We start from the raw sequence: 21878 nt of genomic DNA, 5'->3' as shown, positions 1-21878 counted from the left end.
ATCGGCTGCTTATTGTAATGCATAAATTCTTGCTTCATGTGGACGCATATGAAGTGCGGAGCCTTCTTCTTTCACGTCTGTATAATTACCGAGCAAAAGGTGACGGTCGACCGAAGCAAGATCCTGCGGCAACTCATAAACGTTGTCGTTGTCACAATGATTTAAGACGATGAGCCAACGAACGCCATCGAGCTCGCGTGTGTAGGCGTAAATGTACGGATCATGTTCCGAAAAATCACGGAACGTACCGTACACCATGACTGGATTTTGTTTACGCAATTGAATGAGCTTTTTATAGTAGTAATACACCGAGTTCGGATCCGCCAACGCTTGTTTAACGTTAATTTCTTTATAATTCGGATTCACTTTTAACCAAGGCGTCCCCGTCGTAAATCCTGCGTTTTCGCTATCGTCCCATTGCATCGGTGTCCGAGAATTATCGCGGCTTAATAGCTGCAAGCTTTCTAGCACTTCTTTCGGATCGCATCCTTTGGCGACTTCCTCGGCATATTTATTTTTCATCGCAATGTCGTTGTAGTCATCGATCGAGTCAAATTTGACGCCCGTCATGCCAATTTCTTCCCCTTGATAAATGTACGGCGTTCCAGGCAACGTATGTACGAGCGTAGCGAGCAATTTTGCGGATTCAACTCGAAATTGTTTGTCGTTTCCGTAGCGCGTCACTTGTCGCGTATGATCGTGGTTGTTCAAAAACTGCGAGTTCCACCCTTTCCCCCACAAACCTTCGTACCAACGTTTTTGAATTTGTTTAAAGCGAATCGGATCCCATGTCGGCATTTCGTCGCAAACTTCAAAGTGGAAGAGGGTATGTAGCTCGTTTCGGTCTTCCCCGACATATTTTAATCCTTCTTCTGGCGACACGAAAGCGACTTCCCCGACTGTGAAAATGTCGTAATGCTTTAATACTTTTTCATGCATTTCTTGCAAGTAATCGTGCACGCCTGGGTTGTTTGTTAAATAACGAATGTCATATGGGTTTTCAGCGTCAGGAAACCCTTCAGGTTTGGCAAGCAGAGCAATCGCATCTAAACGGAATCCGTCAATGCCTTTATCTAACCAAAAGCGCATCATTTTATAAATTTCTTCGCGAACTTCTTCGTTTTCCCAGTTTAAATCTGGTTGCTCCACCGCGAATGAATGAAAATAATATTGCCCCGTTTGTTCATCATATTCCCACGTCGATGGCGTAAAGTACGAACGCCAGTTGTTTGGTTTGTCGCGCCATATATACCAATCGCGTTTCGGATTATCTTTTGATGAACGAGATTCAATAAACCAAGGATGTTGGTCGGATGTATGGTTTACGACGAGATCCATAATTAATTTCATTCCACGTTTATGCACCTCATGAAGCAAACGATCAAACGTCGCCATATCCCCAGCTTTATCCATAATGCGATAGTAATCAGAAATGTCGTATCCGTTATCTTTATCTGGCGACTCATAGCACGGGTTTAGCCAAATGACATCGACCCCTAAATCGTGAATGTAATCGAGTTTTTGAATGAGCCCTTCTAAATCACCATACCCGTCGCCATTTGAGTCAAAAAAGCTCCGCCAATACACTTGATAGACGACAGCTTCTTTCCACCATGTCCGTTTCATTCGTTGTCACTCCTTTTTTAAGCGTTTTCAGTTTGAAAAGTTGCTATGTATAAGATACCATTGTTGTAAAGGAAAAAGAAGTAGGGAGTGAAAACGTTTTGGACATATCGGTGACAAATGTATTAACAAAGATCGAAGAAGAAATCGCAAAGGCGAAGCAGTCTTCCTCACCGCAGGCGATGCGTGAGCATATATATGCGGTTCGCGCGTTGTGCGATGTCATTTTACAACAACGATCACAAAATGTGACGGCGATTACGATACCGCAGCCGACAACAACTGAACGATTAGACATCGATGCTGAAGCGAACGGACCATCATTACTTGATTTTTAGAGGGCTTTTGACTGTTCATGATAAATGTATAAATATTTATAAAAATCTGATGATCATTTTATGTGAAAAAAGTCAAAAAGGGGCTGGGAGAAGATGATTCGCACGTACAAAGTCATACTTCTGCCCAACAATAAGCAAAAGACGAGGACTATTGCGGAAGTACGAAAAGAATAGAGTTGAAACAGAGGGAGGTGAATACCGTTACAGAAAAACGGAAAACATCAAGAAACTTGACTTCGGAGCGCCAAGGAAACGAGAGTAGCTTTTCGCGAAATCGGGCGCGATGAACAAGGAAGGAAACATAGACTTTTATAAGTTTTTTATAAAGTCTTGTAAGTTTTCTGTAACGGAATGAACATGAAACTATTTACAATTATCGCTTCCATTAGCGCAGCATTATGTGTCGCGCTCGGTGCATTCGGAGCGCATGTGCTCGAAGGGAGAATTCCAGAGCGATATATCGACACGTGGCAAAAGGCCGTTCAATATCAAATGTTCCACACGATCGGTTTGTTTATTGTTGCATTGCTGGCGACAAAATGGCCGAACGTGACGCCGGTTGGATGGTTTATGCTTGTAGGGATCGTGTTATTTTCGGGTAGTTTATATGTGCTAAGCTTAACACAAATCAAAATACTTGGAGCGATTACACCGTTAGGGGGGGTATCGTTTATTATCGCTTGGCTACTTTTAGCGTATATCGCGATAAAACAAATGTAAAACGAGGCGTGTTTGACGCCTCGTTTTTAACGCGGAGCATATGTGCTTAATCCGCCACCTGATGCAAATGGATATTCATAATTAATTTCTTCATCAAATGTCACATAGTCGAGGTAAATCATCGGTAATAAATAACGCATTCCTGTTTGTGGATCGCTTAAAATAAGATGATCGCGACCAGCGGCTTCAATGACTCCTCGGAAAATCTTTGCATTCCATTCACGGTTGTTTTCAAACGTCATATAAACGGTTGCGATTTTGCCTTTGTTTAAACGTAAAATATTTTCAATATATGATTCTTCAATTGGAAGCATACCTGGTAGCGGTTGGCTTGCGGTTGTTGGCGTTTGCATCGCTCCCGTTTGTGGTGTAGGCATGCCAAACGGATACGTCGGCATTTGGTATGGATAGTAGTACGGATATGGATAATACGGCATTTGTTGACGTTCGTCACTCATCGTAACCCCTCCTTCTAATATACGCGTGGACAATTCGAACGTGTTGGCGCATAAAAACAATGCGACTTAAATCGTCCAGCATTCCATTGATTAAACCATTGCGGCGGACATGATCCGTTCGGTCGAAAAAACCAAAGCGAATTTGTAGCAGGATGGAAACGCTCGCCGCGGATGACGCGTCGGGCAAGACGAATATCTTCTTCACGTGCCCGTTGATAAAAATACCCTTTTTGTACCGCTTCAAATCCTCCAGGGCTTTGAAATACCATCTGACGAATCGTACGAAGACCGTCAAAGTCTAGGCAGTTTGCACGCACACGATTCACTCCAACATTTCCAACCATTAACATGCCGAGTTGTCCGTCTTCTTCTGCCTCTGCGCGCATGAGACGCGCAAGCAATTTGACATCTTCTTCTGTATATGCAACAACAGCCATCCCTTCACCTCACTTTATGAAAATCGCTATTAGCCTATGATGAGACGTATGAAAATGTGAGGAAAGTCGTCATTGTTATATGTATGAGAGAGATGAAAAAAAAAGACCTCCAAATCGGAGGCCTACACATGTAAAAACTGTTCCATTTTTTCTTTCGGCAAAATGTTGCCGACAAAGAACGAGCCGAATTCACCAAATCTTGCGCTCACTTCATCAAATCGCATTTCGTATACGAGCTTCTTAAATTGAAGTACATCGTTTGAAAAGAGCGTGACGCCCCATTCATAGTCGTCAAAGCCGACCGAGCCCGTAATGATTTGTACGACTTTTCCAGCGTATTTTCTACCCGTCATGCCGTGTGCGCGCATTAAATTGCGACGTTCTTCCATCGGAAGCATGTACCAGTTGTCGTTTCCTTGACGGCGCTTGTCCATTGGATAAAAACAAACGTGATTTGTTTTTGGTAAAATCGGATATAAACGGCGACGTACTTCTGGATTTTCGTACGGGTCGCCTGCCTCTGCTGGCAAGTAGTTGCTTAGTTCAACGACAGAGACGTACGAATAGGCTGGCACGAGATATTCAGCAAGCTTTGTTTTGTTGATTGCTGTTTCAATTTCGTGAAGTTCTTCCATCGTTGGACGTAAAAGCATAAACATGATATCTGCTTTTTGCCCCATAATCGTGTAAATCGCATGACTCCCTTCTTTGGCAGCTTCTGTATTTTCCCATTTTTCTACTAATGTGAAAAACTCTTGTATTGCTTCTTGGCGCTCTTCGTTTGTGAGCGTTTTCCAAGCCGCCCAATCAACCGTGCGAAAATCATGCAGACAATACCAACCGTCTAACGTTTGCGCTGCTTCGCTCATGTCCAACACTCCTTTTGTTATGTACTACCGAAATTGTATCATATGCGTTTCGTTTATGCCAAACGCACTATTTGAATCGTTTGTAAATAAGAAAAGCAATAACAATAACGATGCCGCCGACGATCGTGATTGTTGTAAAATGCTGTTCAATAAATGTTTTCGCTTGCGCACCTAAGATGAAAATAATAAGACCTTCAGCGAAAAAGCGCGCCCCACGACCAATAAACGACCAAAAAAGCAACGTGCGAATGCTGATGTTCGAAATGCCCGAAAAAATCGTAAACACTTTATACGGAATTGGGGTAAATCCTGCGATGACAATCGCCATGGCTCCGTATTGTTGAAAGTATTGTTCTACTTTGTCCATTTTTTCATTAGAAATAAAATAACGTAAAATCGGTCTGCCGAATTTTTTTCCAATGTACCACCCAAGCAGTGCGCCAAAGACGGAGGCGATCGTTGTTAAAAAAGAAAACCATAGCGCCTTTTCCGGCTGGGCGATGCTTAACGGAATTAATAATACATCAGGCGGAATCGGAAAAAATGAAGATTCTGTAAACGAAACGATGACGAGACCAATCACACCAAATTCAAGCAACCATTGTTCAATATAATGAATCCATTGTGACATAAATAACGCTCCTTTGTTTTGTACATATTCCTTAACAAATATATCACTTTTTAGGCGATATATCACTCAGTTTAAAAAACAGAATTGTTATAAAAAAAAGACTATTTTCGTTTATGGTGTAATTCATTGCTTTTCGTCTCAATAAGAGTATTCTAATAGATAGACGAATTTTTTAAAACTAAGGAGGAACATTTCGTGAGTGATTTATTTGCAGCCTTAAAACAAAAGGTGGCAGGGAAAAATGTAACGATCGTGTTTCCGGAAGGATTAGATGAACGTATTTTAACAGCTGTCGGACGTCTAGCGGCAGAAAATGTATTACATCCGATTGTCATCGGCGAGCAAGAAGCGGTTGTTCAAAAAGCGAAAGAACTTGGCTTGACGCTTGAGAAAGTAGAAATTATCAACCCACATACGTATGAAGAAATGGATGAGATGGTTGTTGCGTTTGTTGAACGTCGCAAAGGAAGAGTGACAGAAGAAGATGCACGCAACATTTTACTCGATGAAAATTACTTCGGTACGATGCTTGTGTATATGGGAAAAGCGCACGGACTTGTGAGCGGTGCCGCACATTCGACAGCGGATACGGTTCGTCCTGCGTTACAAATTATTAAAACAAAACCGGGTATTCGCAAAACATCAGGTGTGTTCATTATGGTGCGCGGTGATGAGAAATATGTATTTGCCGATTGTGCGATTAACATTGCACCAGATAGCCAAGATTTAGCAGAAATCGCTGTAGAGAGTGCACAAACAGCGAAAATGTTTGATATTGAGCCGCGTGTAGCGATGCTTAGCTTCTCAACGAAAGGATCAGCGAAATCGCCAGAAACAGAAAAAGTGATCGAAGCGGTGCGCATCGCAAAAGAAATGGCGCCAGAGTTAACGCTTGATGGCGAGTTTCAATTTGATGCCGCGTTCGTTCCATCTGTGGCGAAAAAGAAAGCGCCAGATTCCGTTATTCAAGGTGATGCGAACGTCTTTATTTTCCCAAGCTTAGAAGCGGGAAATATCGGCTATAAAATTGCTCAACGTCTCGGCAATTTTGAAGCAGTTGGTCCAATTTTACAAGGATTAAATCAGCCAGTAAACGATTTATCGCGCGGATGCAACGCCGAAGATGTATACAAATTATCACTTATCACAGCAGCGCAGGCGCTTGCGGCGATGGAATGATGAGCGAATTGTTGCAACAACAAATGTGGCGAGTGATCGACCATACAACCCTCGGGCCATCGTTTGATGCGAAGCAGTCATTTGCGTTTGATGATGCGCTTTGTGAATCGGTTGGTAGCGGTCAGTCACAGCCGGTTGTTCGCTTATGGGTGCATCATCAGACGGTTGTGCTCGGCATTCAAGATACGAAATTGCCGTACATTGAAAAAGGACTCGCCTACTTACATGAACAAGGTTGGCGTACGATCGTCCGCAACTCTGGTGGATTGGCGGTCGTATTAGATGAAGGGGTTTTAAACGTTTCGCTTATTTTTCCTGATACAAAAAAAGGAATTGATATTGATCGAGGATATGAAGCGATGGCGACACTCATTGCACACATGCTGCCAGAAGCGCATGTGCAAACAGGAGAAGTTGTCGGTTCGTATTGCCCGGGAAGTTTTGACTTGAGTATTGACGGGAAAAAATTTGCAGGCATTTCACAACGTCGCATTCGGGGCGGTGTCGCGGTACAAGTGTATATATGTGTAAACGGAAGCGGCGCAACACGAGCGGAGTTTATTCGTCAGTTTTATGAGCGAGCGTTGGCGGGAGAACAAACGAAGTTTACGTATCCGACAATCGTTCCACATACGATGGCATCATTAAGTGAACTGCTCGGTAAAGAAATGACTGTTTCAGTGCTGATCATCCGACTATATGAAGCGCTCCAAGCGTTTGGAAGTAGGCTCGAGCCATCATCGCTCACCCCGGAAGAATGGGAGCGATATTACATGTATTTTCAGCGTATGATTGATCGAAACGAGACGATGTTGCCGAAATAAAAAAGCTGTCCGATGCGACAGCTTTTTTACTCGGCAATCTTTTCGATTTTTTCTAAATTTCCGTTGCGATCCATTTTGAAAATAGGGGGCTTAAACTCATCTTCTGAAATTTCCATTTGTCTTGCACGGTTAATGATGCGTGCCATCGTTCCGTAATCTTCGCGTAATTCTTCATTTTCTTTTTGAAGTTTTGTAAATTGTTGTTCTAGTTGTTTATATTGTTGTTGTAGTTGTTCGAGCTCAAGTTTTAGCTGCTTATTTTCCACTAGCGCTGTTTCTTGACCGATATACGATTGTTTTAAAGAGTGCAAAAAAGCAATGACATGGTCAAGCGTTAACTGACTTGTTTCGACATGTTCATATTCATTCGCCTGCACTTCTAACGGTTCCATTCCTAACTCTTCAAGCGAAGGTACAGGAGGTGTATAAAGCGGCCGTTTTCGCAACGCATGTTTATTTCCAAGTGCGCGTTGCCGTTGTTTACGGAACTTCTTTGCCATTTGTAACGATTCTTCGTACTGTTGACGCACGACTGCATTCCAGCGAAACCCGCATGCCGCTGACGTGCGGTTTAATTTATCGCCCACTTCTTCAAACGCATTTAACTGCGTGCTCCCTTCGCGCACATGGCGCAACACCGTTTCAGCTAGCAATAAATCTTCTTCTTCAGTCCAAGCATCTTGTCGTTTTTTTGTCATGAAAAAAACTCCTTTCGCATTCTTTTACTTTCATAATCACCAAAAAACAAGAAAGATATACTATTTTTCAAAGGAAATAGATGTAGCTTGCATTGTTCGCGTATACGCGTTAGAATACTCGTTAGCGAAAAGGAGTGAGGACGGTATGCAAAATGAATTTCGCGTCTGTGATGACTGTCAAGCAACAAATTTAAAAACGTTGTTGCCAAGGTTAAAAAAATTAGACCCGAACGCGACTATTGAAATTGGCTGTCAATCGTATTGCGGTCCTGGTCGAAAAAAAGTGTTTGCGTTCGTCAACAATCGCCCTGTATCAGCGATGACGGAAGATGAATTAATAGAAAAGATTGCTGCGAAGTTGAAAAAATAAAAATCGCCTTTGTGTTCGAAGGTGATTTTTTTCTTTATTTCTGAAAAAAGGAATCTTTGTTTTTTAAAAAGAACGCTCTATAATAAAGCTATGTTATGAACGGAAGAGAGGGAGAAGGATTGTATCCCAACGAAAAATTAAGCGAAGAGAAAGTGTTTAAAGATCCGGTGCATCGGTATGTGCATGTGCGTGATAAAGTTATTTGGGATTTAATTGGCACAAAAGAATTTCAACGGTTGCGCCGCATTAAACAGCTCGGTACGACGTATTTGACGTTTCACGGCGCGGAGCATAGTCGCTTTAATCATTCACTTGGTGTCTATGAAATTGTCCGTCGCATCGTTGACGATGTGTTCGCCGGTCGACCAGATTGGGATGAAAACGAGCGCTTGCTTTGTTTATGCGCTGCGCTTTTGCACGATTTAGGACATGGACCGTTTTCGCATTCGTTTGAAAAAGTGTTTCATCTTGATCATGAACAATTTACCCGCGCAATTATTTTAGGCGATACGGAAGTAAATGCGGTGCTCCGTCGCGTATCGTTTGATTTTCCGAAAAAAGTGGCGGAAGTGATTGCGAAGACGTACGAAAATAAGCTTGTCGTTAGTCTCATTTCAAGCCAAATTGACGCCGATCGTATGGACTATTTATTGCGCGATGCATACTATACAGGCGTCAGTTACGGGCATTTTGATATGGAACGTATTTTGCGTGTCATGCGTCCTCGTGAAGAGCAAGTCGTCATTAAACGAAGCGGCATGCATGCGGTAGAAGATTATATTATGAGCCGATATCAAATGTATTGGCAAGTATATTTCCATCCCGTCACGCGTAGCGCCGAAGTCATTTTAACGAAAATTTTGCACCGTGCGAAACATCTATATTTAGCTGGTTATACATTTCAAACACCTCCTGTTCATTTCCAATCTCTTTTTCATGGAAATATGCAACTAGAAGACTACTTGAAACTAGATGAAGCGGTAACATTATATTATTTTCAACAATGGCAAGATGAACGAGATGCGATTTTAAGCGATTTATGCTGTCGCTTTATGCATCGTAATTTATTTAAATACGTCGAATTTCAACCGACGAATGAGGAAATGAAAAAGCTAGTGGAATTGACGACGTTGTTTAAAAAAGCAGGCATTGACCCGGATTATTATTTAGTCGTTGATTCTTCATCGGATCTTCCTTACGATTTTTACCGACCGGGGGAAGAAGAGGAGAGGCTTCCGATTTATTTGTTAATGCCGAATGGGGAGTTGCGTGAATTATCGCGGGAATCGACGATTGTTGATGCGATTTCCGGGAAGCGTCGCACCGATCATAAATTATACTTTCCGCAAGATCTTCTCGATGATTTATCGACAAAACGAAACGTGAAGAAAAAAATTAAACAACTTTTATATGAATAGGAGATGAGGGCGTTGCTTTTCGAGCATGCGAAAATGTTGAAAGCGTTAGCAGCAGTAGGGGAAATTGTCGGTCGAAAAAAACTACAAAAAATGATTTACATTGCGAAAAAGATGAAGTTTCCTTTTTATGAAAAGTTCGATTTTCATTTTTACGGTCCGTATTCGGAAGAATTGACGTTGCGTATGGAAGAGTTATGTAACGTTGGCTTTGTGCAAGAAATGAAAGAAAAAAAAGGCGGGTACTATCAATATCGTTACGTGTTGACGGAAGCGGGCGAGCAGTTTTTGAAGCACTATCATTTGGACATGCCTGATTTAGACGTTTGTTTGCGCAGTTTAAATGAACAAAGTGCAAGATTTTTAGAGCTAGTTTCGACGATTTTATATTTTGAAGATTTAAGTAAAGATGAAGTGAAAGAAAAAGTATTTACATTAAAAAGCAAACAGCGATATACGGAAGAAGAAGTGGAAGAAGCGTATCGTTACATCGAGCAGTTGCGTGCACAAGCGTACATAAAAAGCTGACCTCCACAGGTCAGCTTTCGTCGCTTAATCGCTTTCCGCCAATCGCATAATGATTTTTCGACATTTCTTCAATAAAGACGACAATTTTTTCTTTCGGTGCACCTGTCGTTTCCGCAACGGCTTCTGTTACTTTCTCAACGAGCGCTCGTTTCTGTTCTTCTGTGCGTCCTTCAAGCATTTTTACTGTTACATATGGCATGGCCACCGCCCCTTTCCTCTTCATTCGACAATCGTTATTATACCATTCATCGACCGTTCTCAGTAGTGCTTCCCCTTGTTTTTCGTGTATAATAATCAAAAAATAAAAACGTTTGAAAAGGAGAAGGAACGTGGACCAATTTTTAGCATATCCGCTTCGGGAAATACCGTATGTTGTATTGGCGCTTGCGCTTGCGTTTTCTGTTCATGAATTTGCGCACGCATACGTGGCGTATAAATTTGGCGATCCGACGGCAAAACAACAAGGGAGACTGACGTTGTCGCCGCTCGCTCATTTAGACATATTAGGGACGTTGCTTATTTTCATTGCCGGATTTGGTTGGGCGCGTCCGGTGCCGGTCAATCGTGGCTATTTCCGTCATCCACGTGTGGCGGGTATTCTCGTTTCTGTCGCTGGCCCGCTCAGCAATTTGTTGCTTGCGGCTATCGGTTTTGCTTTATGGTATGGAATGATTCGCATCGGCATATTTGACTTTATTCCAATATGGTTTCGAGACGGGTTGTATCAGTTTTTTGAAATTTATATCGGATTGAATATTTTACTGTTCGTTTTTAACTTATTGCCGTTTCCTCCGCTTGACGGGTATCGCATCATCGAAGATTTAGCGCCGATGCATATGCGTGCAAAAATGACACAATTTGAAAATTATGGAGCGCTCATTTTTTTAATTCTCATTTTCACGCCATTAGATCAATATACGATTCGACCAATTTTCCACGTAGCCATTCCAACGGTTGCTCAATGGCTACAAGACATATTTTCAACGCTCATTTTATGATGAAAGGATGAACGATCGTGGAAGAGAAAAAAAAGCCGATGTTTAACATTATTAAAAAAGAGCCGAAAGTGCACGGAACGTTTGGTACAGGGGTGCTTAGTTTGGCGAACGTTTCTCCTGTCATTATCGATGTTGAAGCAGGCGAAGCGTTTATTGATATGGGAGCGATGCATGCGCGCAGCGTCGTAGAAAAAGGCATTAAGTTCACACCAAATCGTGATGAAGTGCCAAACGGCAAACCTTATTGGCTCGTCTGGGTAACGATTGATCAGGCGGAAGAAGGGGCGTATTATGCCGGGGTGACGGCATGCGAAATGACGGTCGATCGCGAGGCGCGTCGCGGATATAAATCGCTTCCCGAACATGTGAACCGCATGGACAAATCGTTAAAGCGACATATTATTGTTGATCATATGGATGAGCGGTCAAAAGAGGTGTTAGCTTCGTTTTTACAACAACATAACCGCGACATGTGGGAACGCTCAAGCGAGGAGTTAAAACGTCAGCTTCAAAATCATGGATAAAATGTGACGGTTTTGTGAACGAAAACCTATGTATACTTGTCGTTGAGTGGGAAAAGGAGTAAACTAAAAATACAAATGTAACACATGATAAAACTAGGACGCATAAACGCCCAAGCATACTCGCTTGGGCGTTTATGTTTAAAACCAATCAAACAACCGTTTTAACCACGAATCTTTTTCCTTTTTCTTTTTCTTCTTTTTCTTTTCCGCTGGATGGTCCTTGCAGTAGTCGGTCGGTTCTGTACCGACGACATAGTAGCTTAACCGTTTGATCGGACAAGCGGTTGTCGCAAGTTTCCCACTATGAGGATCGACATATACGCCAACGACGCCTTCTGGCGGTTCGAATGTCGCGACTTTTCTTTCGCGTAAACTGTCTTCCATAAAATTGATCCAAATATGTTTTGCGTATTGTCTTTCATCTGTGCGATCAATTGTTTCATCTCGGTCATATCCCGTCCAGACGGCTGTGACAAGTTGCGGCGTGAAACCGATCATCCAACTATCTGTTTTCGTCGTCCCTGATTTTCCAGCATACGGTCGAGTGATGCGCGGAATGATTGATTGTCCTGTCACCGAAGCATAGTCATTTAATGTCGGATCAAACATGCCGGTCATTAAATGCGTCGTCACAAAAGCAAGTGCAGGATCGAGTATTTGTTCATCGTTTGATTGTTGTTCGTATAGCACTTTTCCTTCGAAGTTTGTCACTTTTTTAATAAATACAGGTTCGACCTTTTTTCCACCGTTGGCGATAATGCTGTAGGCGCGTGCCATATCCATCAACTTAACGGGCGACGTCCCGAGCGCAAGCGATGGCACTTGTTTCAGTTTGCTTGTAATGCCAAGTTGTTTGGCGATGGCGACAAGCTTGTCTTGTCCGAGCAACAAATGCGTTTTTACGGCATAGACGTTGTCAGATAAGGCAATCGCTTGGGCGAGTGTAATTGTATCGTTCGCGTAATAGTTGTTAAAGTTGCGCGGTGCATATGTCGAACCGTCTTCAAGTGTAAACGTCGTTGGTTCGCTACGTAACAACGTTGATGGGGTAAACCCATGTTGTAGCGCGACATAATATAAAAACGGCTTGAATGTAGAGCCAGGTTGACGTTTTGCTTGTGTTGCCCGATTAAATGGACTTTTCTCATAGTCACGCCCTCCGACAAGTGCTTTCACTTCACCTGTTTTCGGCTCCATCGCGACAAGCGCCACTTGAATGTTAGACTGCGAATGAATCGTTTCTTTTATTTTTGCTTCTGCAATTGCTTGCATGTCGATATCGAGCGTTGTATACACACGCAATCCGCCCATTTCAATCGTTTCTTCATCAAATCCGAGTTTTGTTTTTAACATTTGTTTGACCGCATCTTGAAAATACGGGGCAATCGTTTTTGTTTTCATATGCTCGCCGTTTGAAAAATGAAGCGGTTCATTTGCTGCTTTTTCGGCTTCTTTCTCGGATAAAAATTTTGCCTCGACCATCGAATGTAAGACAATGCGTTGCCGTTTTTTTGCTCGTTCCATATCGACAAGCGGCGAATAGTAGCTCGGGCCTTTCGGAATGCCTGCGAGCATCGCTGCTTCCGCTACGGTTAAATCGCGGGCCGATTTTCCGAAATAAAAGTTGGCGGCTGCCTCAATGCCGTATACACCATGTCCGTAATAAATGGTGTTTAAATATCCTTCTAAAATGTCGTTTTTTTCGTAGTTTGCTTCCAGTTGAATCGTATACAGTGCTTCTTGTATTTTTCGCCACCACGTTTTTTCGTAGCTTAAAAATAAGTTGCGGGCATATTGTTGAGTAATTGTGCTTGCTCCTTGCACTTTTTTCATCGCTTTAATATCTGCGACGATCGCCCCAGCGATGCGCTTCAAGTCGAAACCATAGTGGTCAAAAAATTTTCGATCTTCCACCGCAATCGTCGCTTCAATGGCGTGTTGAGACATATCGGATAGTTTTATCCAATATCTTTTTCCTCCGTAATGATTTTCACCAATTTTCGTTCCGTCTTCTGCATAAAAAATTGTGGATTGCGGAACGGCTAAAGGGGGAGGACCTTTCCATTTCGCAAATATAATAAGCCCAGCGATCGTGAGTGTGCATAACAAGCTAGCAACAAAAGCGAACAAAAGAAAGAGTCGCATATATTTAAACGTTCGTTTCCATCGTTCGATGGCAATCGTCTCCATAGCCATCACCTCATTTTTTACGTTTACAATTTAGTATAAAGACATTTTTATTTTTTTAAACGTTTTCTAGCAATTTTTACTTGAAATTTTGCTAGATTGCTCTATACTTTTTCATGTTTAGCATTTTATTTTTTGGGCATGATAAGCGGTGCATTATTGACGAAAGGGTGTTCAATATGGAACTTTGGTTTACTGAAAAACAGACGGACAACTTTGGAATTACAGCACGAATTAGACGCACTTTACATACAGAGCAAACGGAATTCCAAAAGCTCGATATGGTCGAAACAGAAGAATTCGGGAACATGCTTATTTTAGACGGAATGGTGATGACAACGCAAAAAGATGAGTTCGTCTATCATGAAATGGTGGCGCACGTTCCGTTATTTACGCATCCAAATCCAGAAAACGTTCTTGTTGTTGGTGGCGGAGACGGCGGTGTCATTCGTGAAGTGTTAAAGCATCCGAGCGTGAAAAAAGCGACGCTTGTTGAAATTGACGGCAAAGTGATCGAGTATTCGAAAAAATATTTGCCAGAAATCGCCGGTCAATTGGACGACCCACGCGTTGAAGTGAAAGTAGATGACGGCTTTATGCATATTGCGCAAAGTGAAAATGAATATGACGTCATTATGGTTGACTCGACAGAACCTGTTGGTCCAGCGGTGAATTTATTTACAAAAGGGTTTTATGCAGGCATTGCGAAAGCGTTAAAAGAAGACGGTATTTTTGTTGCGCAAACAGATAACCCTTGGTTTAAAGCAGATTTAATTCGCACCGTTCAACGTGATGTGCGCGAAATTTTCCCGATTACGCGTTTATATATCGCAAACATTCCGACGTACCCAAGCGGTATGTGGACGTTCACCCTCGGTTCGAAAAAGTATGATCCGCTTGAAGTAAGCGATGATCGTTTCCATGACATCGAAACGAAATATTACACAAAACAGCTTCATAAAGCATGCTTCGTATTGCCGAAATTTGTTGAAGACTTAGTGAAGTAAGGAGAGAAAACGATGCGATTTGATGAAGCGTATTCTGGCAACGTATTTATTAAGAGCCACCCAAATTTTGAAGAAAGCCAGGCGGTTATTTATGGAATGCCAATGGACTGGACGGTGAGCTATCGCCCAGGTTCTCGCTTCGGTCCAGCGCGCATTCGCGAAGTGTCGATCGGGCTTGAAGAATATAGTCCATATTTAGACCGCGAGCTTGATGAAGTGAAATATTTTGATGCGGGTGATATTCCTTTACCGTTCGGTAACGCTCAGCGCAGTTTAGACATGATTGAACAGTTTGTCGATCGTATATTGGAAGCTGGAAAGTTTCCGCTCGGTCTTGGCGGCGAGCATTTAGTGTCTTGGCCAGTTATGAAAGCGGTATATAAGAAATATCCAGACTTAGCAATTATTCATATGGATGCGCACACAGATTTACGCGAACATTACGAGGGTGAACCGTTGTCGCACTCGACGCCAATTCGTAAAATTGCTGAGCTCATTGGGCCGAAAAATGTATATTCTTTCGGTATCCGTTCTGGAATGAAAGAAGAATTTGAATGGGCGAAACAAAACGGGATGTATATTGCGAAATTTGACGTGCTTGAGCCGTTAAAAGAGGTGCTTCCAACGCTTGCAGGCCGCCCGGTATATGTGACAATCGACATTGACGTATTAGATCCAGCGCATGCGCCGGGAACAGGAACTGTCGATGCAGGAGGCATTACATCGAAAGAGCTATTAGCTGCGATTCATGCGATTGCGCGCTCCGATGTGCGCGTTGTCGGAGCAGATTTAGTCGAAGTTGCGCCTGTATATGATCACTCTGAACAAACAGCCAACACAGCAAGCAAACTCGTGCGCGAAATGCTTCTCGGTTGGGTAAAATAAAGACAAAAATCCCTGTCAGCGCGACAGGGATTTTTTTTCATAAAAGTATTTCCAACGTCATACATTGAAAGTAACATTTACATGATGGAAACGTTTGAAAGGAGGTGAGAAAAATGGGTATTCGATTGATTAAAATTTCGGCTGTTTATTTCGCAATTGGCGTCTGTTTAGGGCTTTATATGTCGATGACGCACGTTTTTACATTTACACCTGTCCACGTCCATATTAACTTGCTCGGTTGGACGGCGTTGACGCTTGCTGGCATTTTATATCATTTATTCCCTCATATTGCGGAAACAAAAACGGCGAAAGCACACTTTTGGCTTCATAACATCGGATTACCAGTGATGATGATCGGTTTAGCGTTTGTCGTTTCTGGAAATGAAGCATTCATTCCGCTCACAGCGATCGGAGGTACTCTTGTGACGCTCGCGGTGCTCGTGTTTGCATGGAATGTATTAAAAAACTTAAAGCAAGCATAACCTGTTCGGCGGTCTCTAAAAAGAGGCCGCCTATTGCATGTATGCGCCTCTTTTTCTATACTTATCTACAGTCACAACAACAGCGAGGATGTGGGGAAGGTGAACGGAGTACCGATACAGCTAAAGCAGGTGACAGAAATTCGCGACGGTGCACGAAAAGAAATTGTTGTCATTGAGGCAAATGGTTTATACTACTTAAAAGGAGACGCAACGTATGTAACGTTTGAAGAGACGTATGAAGGAGAAACGATCAAAAACGTTGTGAAAATTGCCAATGATGAAGTCGTCGTTCTTCGTTCCGGTGCGATCTCGATGCGACATACGTTTCGCAAGCAGTCGGAAACGATCGGCACGTACGAAAGCCCGATGGCGCGCTGGGAAATGAAAACAAAAACAGAACAAGTGCTGTATCAGTATAACGAGAAAACGAAAAAAGGGCAGTTGTTTTTTTCTTACATACTCCATTTATCAGGGAAACACGTTGGTCGTCATACGGTGACGATTTCGTTTAAGGAGGCAAAAAAATGAACATTGTTGAACAAATGAAACAAAAGTTAAAAGAAGAAATCAGGGAAGCAGTCATTCGCTCAGGAGTCGCGACAGAAGCAGACGTTCCAAACGTCATTTTAGAGACGCCAAAAGATAAAGCGCACGGCGACTATTCAACAAACGTTGCGATGCAACTCGCGCGCGTTGCAAAAAAGGCACCACGCATGATTGCGGAAGACATTGTACGCCATTTTAACGGTGAAGCTGTGTTCGTGAAAAAAGTGGACATTGCTGGACCAGGGTTTATTAATTTTTACATGGACAATCGCTATTTAACAGAACTCGTTCCAACCATTTTACAAGCAGGGGACGCATACGGCGAAACAAACGTCGGCAACGGTCAAAAAGTGCAAGTTGAGTTCGTCTCCGCAAACCCGACAGGTAGTTTGCACTTAGGTCACGCACGTGGAGCAGCGGTTGGTGATTCGTTATGCAACATTTTGAAAAAAGCAGGTTTTGACGTCACGCGAGAATATTACATTAACGATGCCGGCAACCAAATTGCCAACTTAGCCAAGTCGGTCGAAGCGCGCTATTTTCAAGCGCTTGGCATTGATAAAGATATGCCAGAAGACGGCTACTTCGGTGAAGATATTATTGAACTAGGGAAAAAATTAGCAGAAGAACATGGCGACAAGTTTGTCGCGCTCGATGAACAAGAGCGACTTCAACAGTTTCGCGAGTACGGATTAGCGTTTGAAATGGATAAAATTAAAAAAGATTTAGCGGACTTCCGCGTCACGTTTGACGTATGGTATTCGGAAACGTCTCTTTACCATAACGGAAAAATCGAAAAGGCGCTTGAGACATTGCGCGAAAAAGGACATATTTACGAACAAGATGGCGCGACATGGTTCCGTTCGACGACATTCGGTGACGACAAAGACCGCGTGCTCATCAAACAAGATGGCACGTACACATATTTATTGCCAGATATTGCGTATCATCAAGATAAACTTGAGCGCGGGTTTGAAAAAATTATTAACATTTGGGGAGCCGATCATCACGGTTACATTCCGCGCATGAAGGCGGCGATCGCTGCGCTCGGATACGACCCTGATGTATTGGAAGTTGAAATTATTCAGCTTGTCAGCTTGTATCAAAACGGTGAAAAAGTGCGCATGAGCAAGCGGACAGGAAAGGCGGTTACGTTGCGCGACTTAATGGAAGAAGTCGGACTAGACGCCACGCGCTATTTCTTTGCGATGCGCTCATCGGATACGCATTTAGATTTTGATATGGACTTAGCGGTGTCGCAATCGAATGAAAACCCTGTGTACTATGCGCAATATGCTCATGCACGTGTATGCAGCATGCTTCGTCAAGGTGAAGAACAAGGATTATCTTATGATGGACAACTCTCTTTCACATACGAATTAGCGGAAAAAGAAATAGACTTATTGAAAAAACTTGGAGAGTTTCCTTCAGCTGTTGCGGAAGCAGCGGTGAAACGTTCACCACATCGCATGACGAACTACATTTTTGATCTTGCTTCAGCGTTGCATAGTTTTTACAACGCGGAAAAAGTGCTTGATGCAACGAATGTTGAAAAAAGCCGCGCTCGCCTGGCGCTTATGAAAGCTGTACAAATTACATTGAAAAATGCGTTAGCGCTTGTTGGTGTACATGCACCGGAAAAAATGTAATGCAAAAGAGGGTGTCCCAAATAGGGCACCCTTTCTCATTACAACAATGGAGACATCAAAGTCGCAACGCCTTCTTTTAGTCGGTCAAGCCAAGATTGCTTGCGAAAATATTCCGCTGTCAACAACGTGGATGTGTCGATATCGCGAGTGATCGTTTGTTTCACATATTGAATGAACGGTTTGTCATATATGTAACAATTCATTTCGTAGTTGATGAACAAGCTGCGATGATCGAAATTCGCTGTGCCGATATCACATATATCGTCATCGATGACAATTACTTTTGCATGGTAAAACCCGTTATAAAACTGATAAATACGAGCTCCTGCGCGAAGAAGCTGACGAAAATGAGGAAATGAAGCTTCTCTGACAAACGGATGATCCGCTTGCATCGGGGCAATAATGGTTAGTTGAACACCTCGTTTCATCGCTTTCAAAAGAGCGTTCATCAATTTTTGGCTCGGAATGAAATACGGGGTACCGATCAAGATTTCCCTTTTCGCCTGTTCGATCAGTTGAATAAACTCATCCTCTAAATATGCTCCATTTGTCGGAAGAAAGCGGTGTTTCACCGTTCCTTTTTGAAGAGGTGGAAAATACCGTTCATCATCTCCAAACGATTGCCCAGTCGCTTTTTTCCAATCTTCTTGGAATTGTCGCTGCAAATCATGAACCCCTTCTCCCATAATTTTTAAATGATAGTCGCGCCAATGGCCAAACTTCGGATCTTGACCAATATATTCTTTTCCGACGTTAAACCCACCTAAATAGCCAACTTTTCCATCAATCACGGTAATTTTTCGGTGATTTCGTTCGTTCAATTTGTAGAAAAAAAACGGCAATGTCGGACGATTCGCAAAGGCAAATTGCCCGCTTTTTTGTCGGAGGGATGACGGTAGCCCGAAACTGCCAACCCAATCAACAAGTAGACGCACTTCTACTCCTTCATTTACTTTTTGCTCAAGTAAAGAAAAAAATCGTTGCCCGATTTCATCATTGCGTACGATGTAAAATAAAATGTGAATATGATGTTTCGCTTGTTCTAGTTGCGCGAAATAGTCTTCAAACAACGTTTCACCCGTCGTAAATAGCGTGATGTCGCTTTGTCGTTCGACACCGATTTTTTTTCGTGCTGTCGTTTTTGACACTTTATCGCCCCATTTATAATCGAGCAAAAGAAGAAACAATAAAATAATAGCAACTATGAGCCAGCGCATGCCCCCACTCCTTTCATTGTTGTAGTTTTCCCAAAAAGAAAATAAAAAATGAGAAAAAATATTGACTGAATGCTCATTCATTATATAATGAAAGTAAGTTTGTTCAGAAAATTTATTTTATTTTTACAACAAAGGGGGAAGGGTATTGTGCTTTGGTTGAACTGGATTGCTTTTTTACTTGTGACAGCGTACGCCGTTCATTTGTTTGTGTATCTCGTGAAAACGCGCATTGCGTATATTAAGTTAGGGAAAAAAGTTGAGTTTGATGGAAAAGTGAAAGAGCGTCTACAAAACATATGGGTGAACGTCTTTGGGCAAAAAAAGCTGTTAAAAGACAAAAAAAGCGGTATTATTCACGTCATGTTCTTTTACGGCTTTATTCTCGTTCAGTTTGGTGCCATTGATTTCATTATTAAAGGGCTTGTGCCAGGGGCTCACTTGCCGCTTGGGCCACTTTATCCAGCGTTTACGTTTTTCCAAGAAATTATCACATTGCTTATTTTAGTGGCGGTGTTATGGGCGTTTTATCGCCGTTACATCGAAAAGCTCGTCCGTTTAAAACGTGATTTCAAAGCAGGACTTGTCCTTATTTTTATCGGTGGACTAATGCTTTCGGTGTTATTCGGTAACGGTATGGGACGCATTTGGCATAACGAAGGATCATCGTGGAGCGAACCTGTCGCTTCTGCCATTGCGCTTGCGTTTAGTTGGGTAGGCGAAACAGGAGCAGCGGCGTTGTTTTTTGTCGCTTGGTGGGTGCATTTGCTTATTTTATTAACGTTTTTAGTGTACGTGCCACAATCAAAACACGCCCATTTAATTGCCGGACCAGTTAACGTCTTTTTCAGCCGATTAACGAGACCGAAACTTGAAAAAATCAACTTTGAAGATGAGACACAAGAATCGTTTGGCGTCGGGAAGATTGAAGACTTTAAGCAAACGCAACTTATCGATTTATATGCCTGTGTCGAGTGCGGGCGCTGTACGAACATGTGCCCAGCAACGGGGACAGGGAAAATGTTATCACCGATGGATCTTATTTTAAAGTTGCGCGACCATTTAACAGAAAAAGGTGCAGCCATTACATCGAAAGCTCCTTGGGTGCCGACGTTTGCGTTTGCGAACACAAAAGGAAACCAGCTCGCTTTTATGGCACAAGGAATGCAAGAACAAGCCGCAACGATTGAAATGCCGAACTTAATTGGCGATGTCATTACGGAAGAAGAAATTTGGGCATGTACGACGTGTCGCAACTGTGAAGACCAATGCCCAGTGATGAATGAACATGTCGATAAAATTATTGATTTGCGTCGTTACCTCGTATTAACAGAAGGAAAGTTAAACCCAGATGCACAACGGGCGATGACAAATATCGAACGTCAAGGAAACCCATGGGGACTCAATCGCAAAGAAAAAGAAAATTGGCGCGAGTTGCGTGAAGATGTCCGCATTCCGACAGTAAAAGAAATGCAAAAAGCAGGGGAAGAATTCGAATATTTATTCTGGGTTGGTTCGATGGGTTCTTTCGATAATCGAAGTCAAAAAATTGCGTTAGCCTTTGCGCGTCTATTAAATGAAGCAGGCGTGAAATTTGCGATTTTAGGAAACAAAGAGAAAAACTCGGGCGATACGCCACGCCGTTTAGGAAACGAATTTTTATTCCAAGAATTAGCGACAGCCAATATTGCCGAATTTGAAAAAGCGGGCGTGAAAAAAATTGTGACGATCGACCCGCATGCGTATAACACATTCAAAAACGAATATCCAGATTTCGGCTTTGAAGCGGAAGTATATCACCATACGGAGTTACTAGCAAAGCTTGTTGAAGAAGGCCGTCTTGTCCCGAAATATGAAGTAAACGAAGTCGTGACATTCCATGATTCATGTTATTTAGGTCGATATAACGACGTATACGATGCACCGCGTCAAATTTTGAAAGCGATTCCGGGTGTGAAACTTGTTGAAATGGCACGCCATCGTGAAACAGGCATGTGTTGTGGCGCTGGTGGCGGATTAATGTGGATGGAAGAAACAACAGGCACCCGCATTAACGTCGCGCGCACAGAACAGGCGCTAGAAGTGAATCCGACAGTTATTAGCTCTGGCTGTCCGTACTGCTTAACAATGTTATCAGATGGTACGAAAGCAAAAGAAGTAGAAGAAAAAGTTGGCACGTATGATGTGGCGGAGTTGTTAGAAAAGGCGGTATTTGGACCTGTTCATTAAAAATTCTAAAAAAAATAAATAGTTTTATTTTTAAGATATTTCTGGTATAATGAAAACAATAGGAAGG

Annotated in this window: 24 protein-coding genes; 15 read left to right on the top strand and 9 right to left on the bottom strand. The window is 42.5% G+C overall.

The window, feature by feature from the left end:
• Positions 1-9: 9 nt before the first annotated feature.
• Positions 10-1626, bottom strand: a complete 1617-nt coding sequence (locus tag LD028_RS10545; RefSeq protein ID WP_237811785.1) for a glycoside hydrolase family 13 protein — start codon at positions 1624-1626, stop codon at positions 10-12.
• Between the two features lie 98 nt (positions 1627-1724).
• On the opposite strand from LD028_RS10545, the gene LD028_RS10540 reads away from it, so the two are divergent.
• Positions 1725-1961, top strand: coding sequence for a YwdI family protein (locus tag LD028_RS10540; RefSeq protein ID WP_237811784.1), 237 nt, complete (start codon positions 1725-1727; stop codon positions 1959-1961).
• 357 nt (positions 1962-2318) lie between these two features.
• Positions 2319-2681, top strand: a complete 363-nt coding sequence (locus tag LD028_RS10535) for a DUF423 domain-containing protein (protein WP_237811783.1) — start codon at positions 2319-2321, stop codon at positions 2679-2681.
• 26 nt (positions 2682-2707) lie between these two features.
• On the opposite strand, the gene gerQ is transcribed toward LD028_RS10535, so the two are convergent.
• From gerQ to LD028_RS10515, 4 genes are all read right to left on the bottom strand, one after another.
• A complete protein-coding gene (gerQ, locus tag LD028_RS10530) occupies positions 2708-3139 on the bottom strand; it encodes a spore coat protein GerQ (protein WP_237811782.1) in 432 nt (143 codons plus the stop codon).
• 14 nt (positions 3140-3153) lie between these two features.
• Positions 3154-3576: a cell wall hydrolase gene (locus LD028_RS10525; protein ID WP_006321022.1), complete on the bottom strand. Its 423-nt coding sequence runs from the start codon at positions 3574-3576 to the stop codon at positions 3154-3156.
• Between the two features lie 122 nt (positions 3577-3698).
• Positions 3699-4445 carry a hydrogen peroxide-dependent heme synthase gene (gene hemQ / locus LD028_RS10520; protein WP_035020173.1) on the bottom strand — a complete coding sequence of 249 codons (747 nt, stop codon included), beginning with the start codon at positions 4443-4445 and terminating at the stop codon, positions 3699-3701.
• Positions 4446-4512: 67 nt separating this feature from the next.
• On the bottom strand, positions 4513-5076 hold the full coding sequence (locus tag LD028_RS10515; RefSeq protein WP_237811781.1) for a YqaA family protein: 564 nt from the start codon (positions 5074-5076) through the stop codon (positions 4513-4515).
• 195 nt (positions 5077-5271) lie between these two features.
• On the opposite strand from LD028_RS10515, the gene pta reads away from it, so the two are divergent.
• Together pta and lipL are read left to right on the top strand one after the other, a co-directional pair.
• Entirely contained in the window at positions 5272-6255 is a 984-nt protein-coding gene (pta, locus tag LD028_RS10510; protein ID WP_237811780.1) for a phosphate acetyltransferase, read from the top strand.
• Positions 6252-7079, top strand: coding sequence for an octanoyl-[GcvH]:protein N-octanoyltransferase (lipL, locus tag LD028_RS10505; protein WP_237811779.1), 828 nt, complete (start codon positions 6252-6254; stop codon positions 7077-7079). The genes pta and lipL overlap by 4 nt, the downstream gene beginning before the upstream one ends.
• A gap of 26 nt (positions 7080-7105) precedes the next feature.
• Here the strand turns inward: lipL and LD028_RS10500 are convergent, their stop codons facing one another.
• A complete protein-coding gene (locus LD028_RS10500; RefSeq protein WP_077429144.1) occupies positions 7106-7777 on the bottom strand; it encodes an RsfA family transcriptional regulator in 672 nt (223 codons plus the stop codon).
• A 145-nt stretch (positions 7778-7922) separates the two neighbouring features.
• Between LD028_RS10500 and LD028_RS10495 the strand changes: the two genes are divergently transcribed.
• The 3 genes from LD028_RS10495 (at position 7923) to LD028_RS10485 (ending at position 10090) form a co-directional block, all read left to right on the top strand.
• Positions 7923-8147 (top strand): YuzB family protein, encoded by a 225-nt coding sequence (locus LD028_RS10495; protein ID WP_003397078.1) that lies wholly within the window; start codon positions 7923-7925, stop codon positions 8145-8147.
• Positions 8148-8242: 95 nt separating this feature from the next.
• Complete coding sequence (locus LD028_RS10490; RefSeq protein ID WP_237811778.1) at positions 8243-9565, top strand: HD domain-containing protein; 1323 nt, start codon at positions 8243-8245, stop codon at positions 9563-9565.
• Between the two features lie 12 nt (positions 9566-9577).
• Complete coding sequence (locus LD028_RS10485; protein WP_237811777.1) at positions 9578-10090, top strand: YwgA family protein; 513 nt, start codon at positions 9578-9580, stop codon at positions 10088-10090.
• A 10-nt stretch (positions 10091-10100) separates the two neighbouring features.
• Here the strand turns inward: LD028_RS10485 and LD028_RS10480 are convergent, their stop codons facing one another.
• Positions 10101-10289 carry a 2-hydroxymuconate tautomerase gene (locus LD028_RS10480; RefSeq protein WP_003397075.1) on the bottom strand — a complete coding sequence of 63 codons (189 nt, stop codon included), beginning with the start codon at positions 10287-10289 and terminating at the stop codon, positions 10101-10103.
• Between the two features lie 130 nt (positions 10290-10419).
• Here LD028_RS10480 and LD028_RS10475 point away from each other — a divergent pair, with 130 nt between their 5' ends.
• Together LD028_RS10475 and LD028_RS10470 are read left to right on the top strand one after the other, a co-directional pair.
• Positions 10420-11088, top strand: coding sequence for a site-2 protease family protein (locus tag LD028_RS10475; RefSeq protein ID WP_237811776.1), 669 nt, complete (start codon positions 10420-10422; stop codon positions 11086-11088).
• 17 nt (positions 11089-11105) lie between these two features.
• Positions 11106-11612, top strand: a complete 507-nt coding sequence (locus LD028_RS10470) for a YwhD family protein (RefSeq protein WP_237811775.1) — start codon at positions 11106-11108, stop codon at positions 11610-11612.
• Positions 11613-11750: 138 nt separating this feature from the next.
• Here the strand turns inward: LD028_RS10470 and LD028_RS10465 are convergent, their stop codons facing one another.
• Positions 11751-13802 carry a transglycosylase domain-containing protein gene (locus LD028_RS10465; protein WP_237811774.1) on the bottom strand — a complete coding sequence of 684 codons (2052 nt, stop codon included), beginning with the start codon at positions 13800-13802 and terminating at the stop codon, positions 11751-11753.
• 176 nt (positions 13803-13978) lie between these two features.
• On the opposite strand from LD028_RS10465, the gene speE reads away from it, so the two are divergent.
• From speE to argS, 5 genes are all read left to right on the top strand, one after another.
• A complete protein-coding gene (gene speE, locus LD028_RS10460) occupies positions 13979-14806 on the top strand; it encodes a polyamine aminopropyltransferase (RefSeq protein ID WP_237811773.1) in 828 nt (275 codons plus the stop codon).
• Positions 14807-14818: 12 nt separating this feature from the next.
• The gene (gene speB / locus LD028_RS10455; RefSeq protein WP_004893113.1) at positions 14819-15691 is read left to right on the top strand and encodes an agmatinase; all 873 of its coding nucleotides are present in this window, start codon (positions 14819-14821) and stop codon (positions 15689-15691) included.
• A 113-nt stretch (positions 15692-15804) separates the two neighbouring features.
• Positions 15805-16173 (top strand): cytochrome-c oxidase, encoded by a 369-nt coding sequence (locus LD028_RS10450; protein WP_237811772.1) that lies wholly within the window; start codon positions 15805-15807, stop codon positions 16171-16173.
• Positions 16174-16263: 90 nt separating this feature from the next.
• Complete coding sequence (locus LD028_RS10445; RefSeq protein ID WP_077429149.1) at positions 16264-16701, top strand: YwiB family protein; 438 nt, start codon at positions 16264-16266, stop codon at positions 16699-16701.
• A complete protein-coding gene (gene argS, locus LD028_RS10440) occupies positions 16698-18368 on the top strand; it encodes an arginine--tRNA ligase (protein WP_006321001.1) in 1671 nt (556 codons plus the stop codon). Before LD028_RS10445 ends, argS begins: the two co-directional genes overlap by 4 nt.
• A gap of 38 nt (positions 18369-18406) precedes the next feature.
• Here argS and cls read toward each other — a convergent pair whose 3' ends face one another.
• On the bottom strand, positions 18407-19585 hold the full coding sequence (gene cls / locus LD028_RS10435) for a cardiolipin synthase (protein WP_237811771.1): 1179 nt from the start codon (positions 19583-19585) through the stop codon (positions 18407-18409).
• A gap of 87 nt (positions 19586-19672) precedes the next feature.
• Between cls and LD028_RS10430 the strand changes: the two genes are divergently transcribed.
• A complete protein-coding gene (locus LD028_RS10430; RefSeq protein WP_237811770.1) occupies positions 19673-21811 on the top strand; it encodes a (Fe-S)-binding protein in 2139 nt (712 codons plus the stop codon).
• Positions 21812-21878 lie beyond the last annotated feature (67 nt).

The sequence above is a fragment of the Anoxybacillus sp. LAT27 genome, from assembly GCF_022030075.1.
Lineage (GTDB): Bacteria > Bacillota > Bacilli > Bacillales > Anoxybacillaceae > Anoxybacillus > Anoxybacillus kestanbolensis.
Note: the sequence above shows the minus strand (reverse complement) of the source record. Positions and strands in the feature narration are given on the sequence as shown.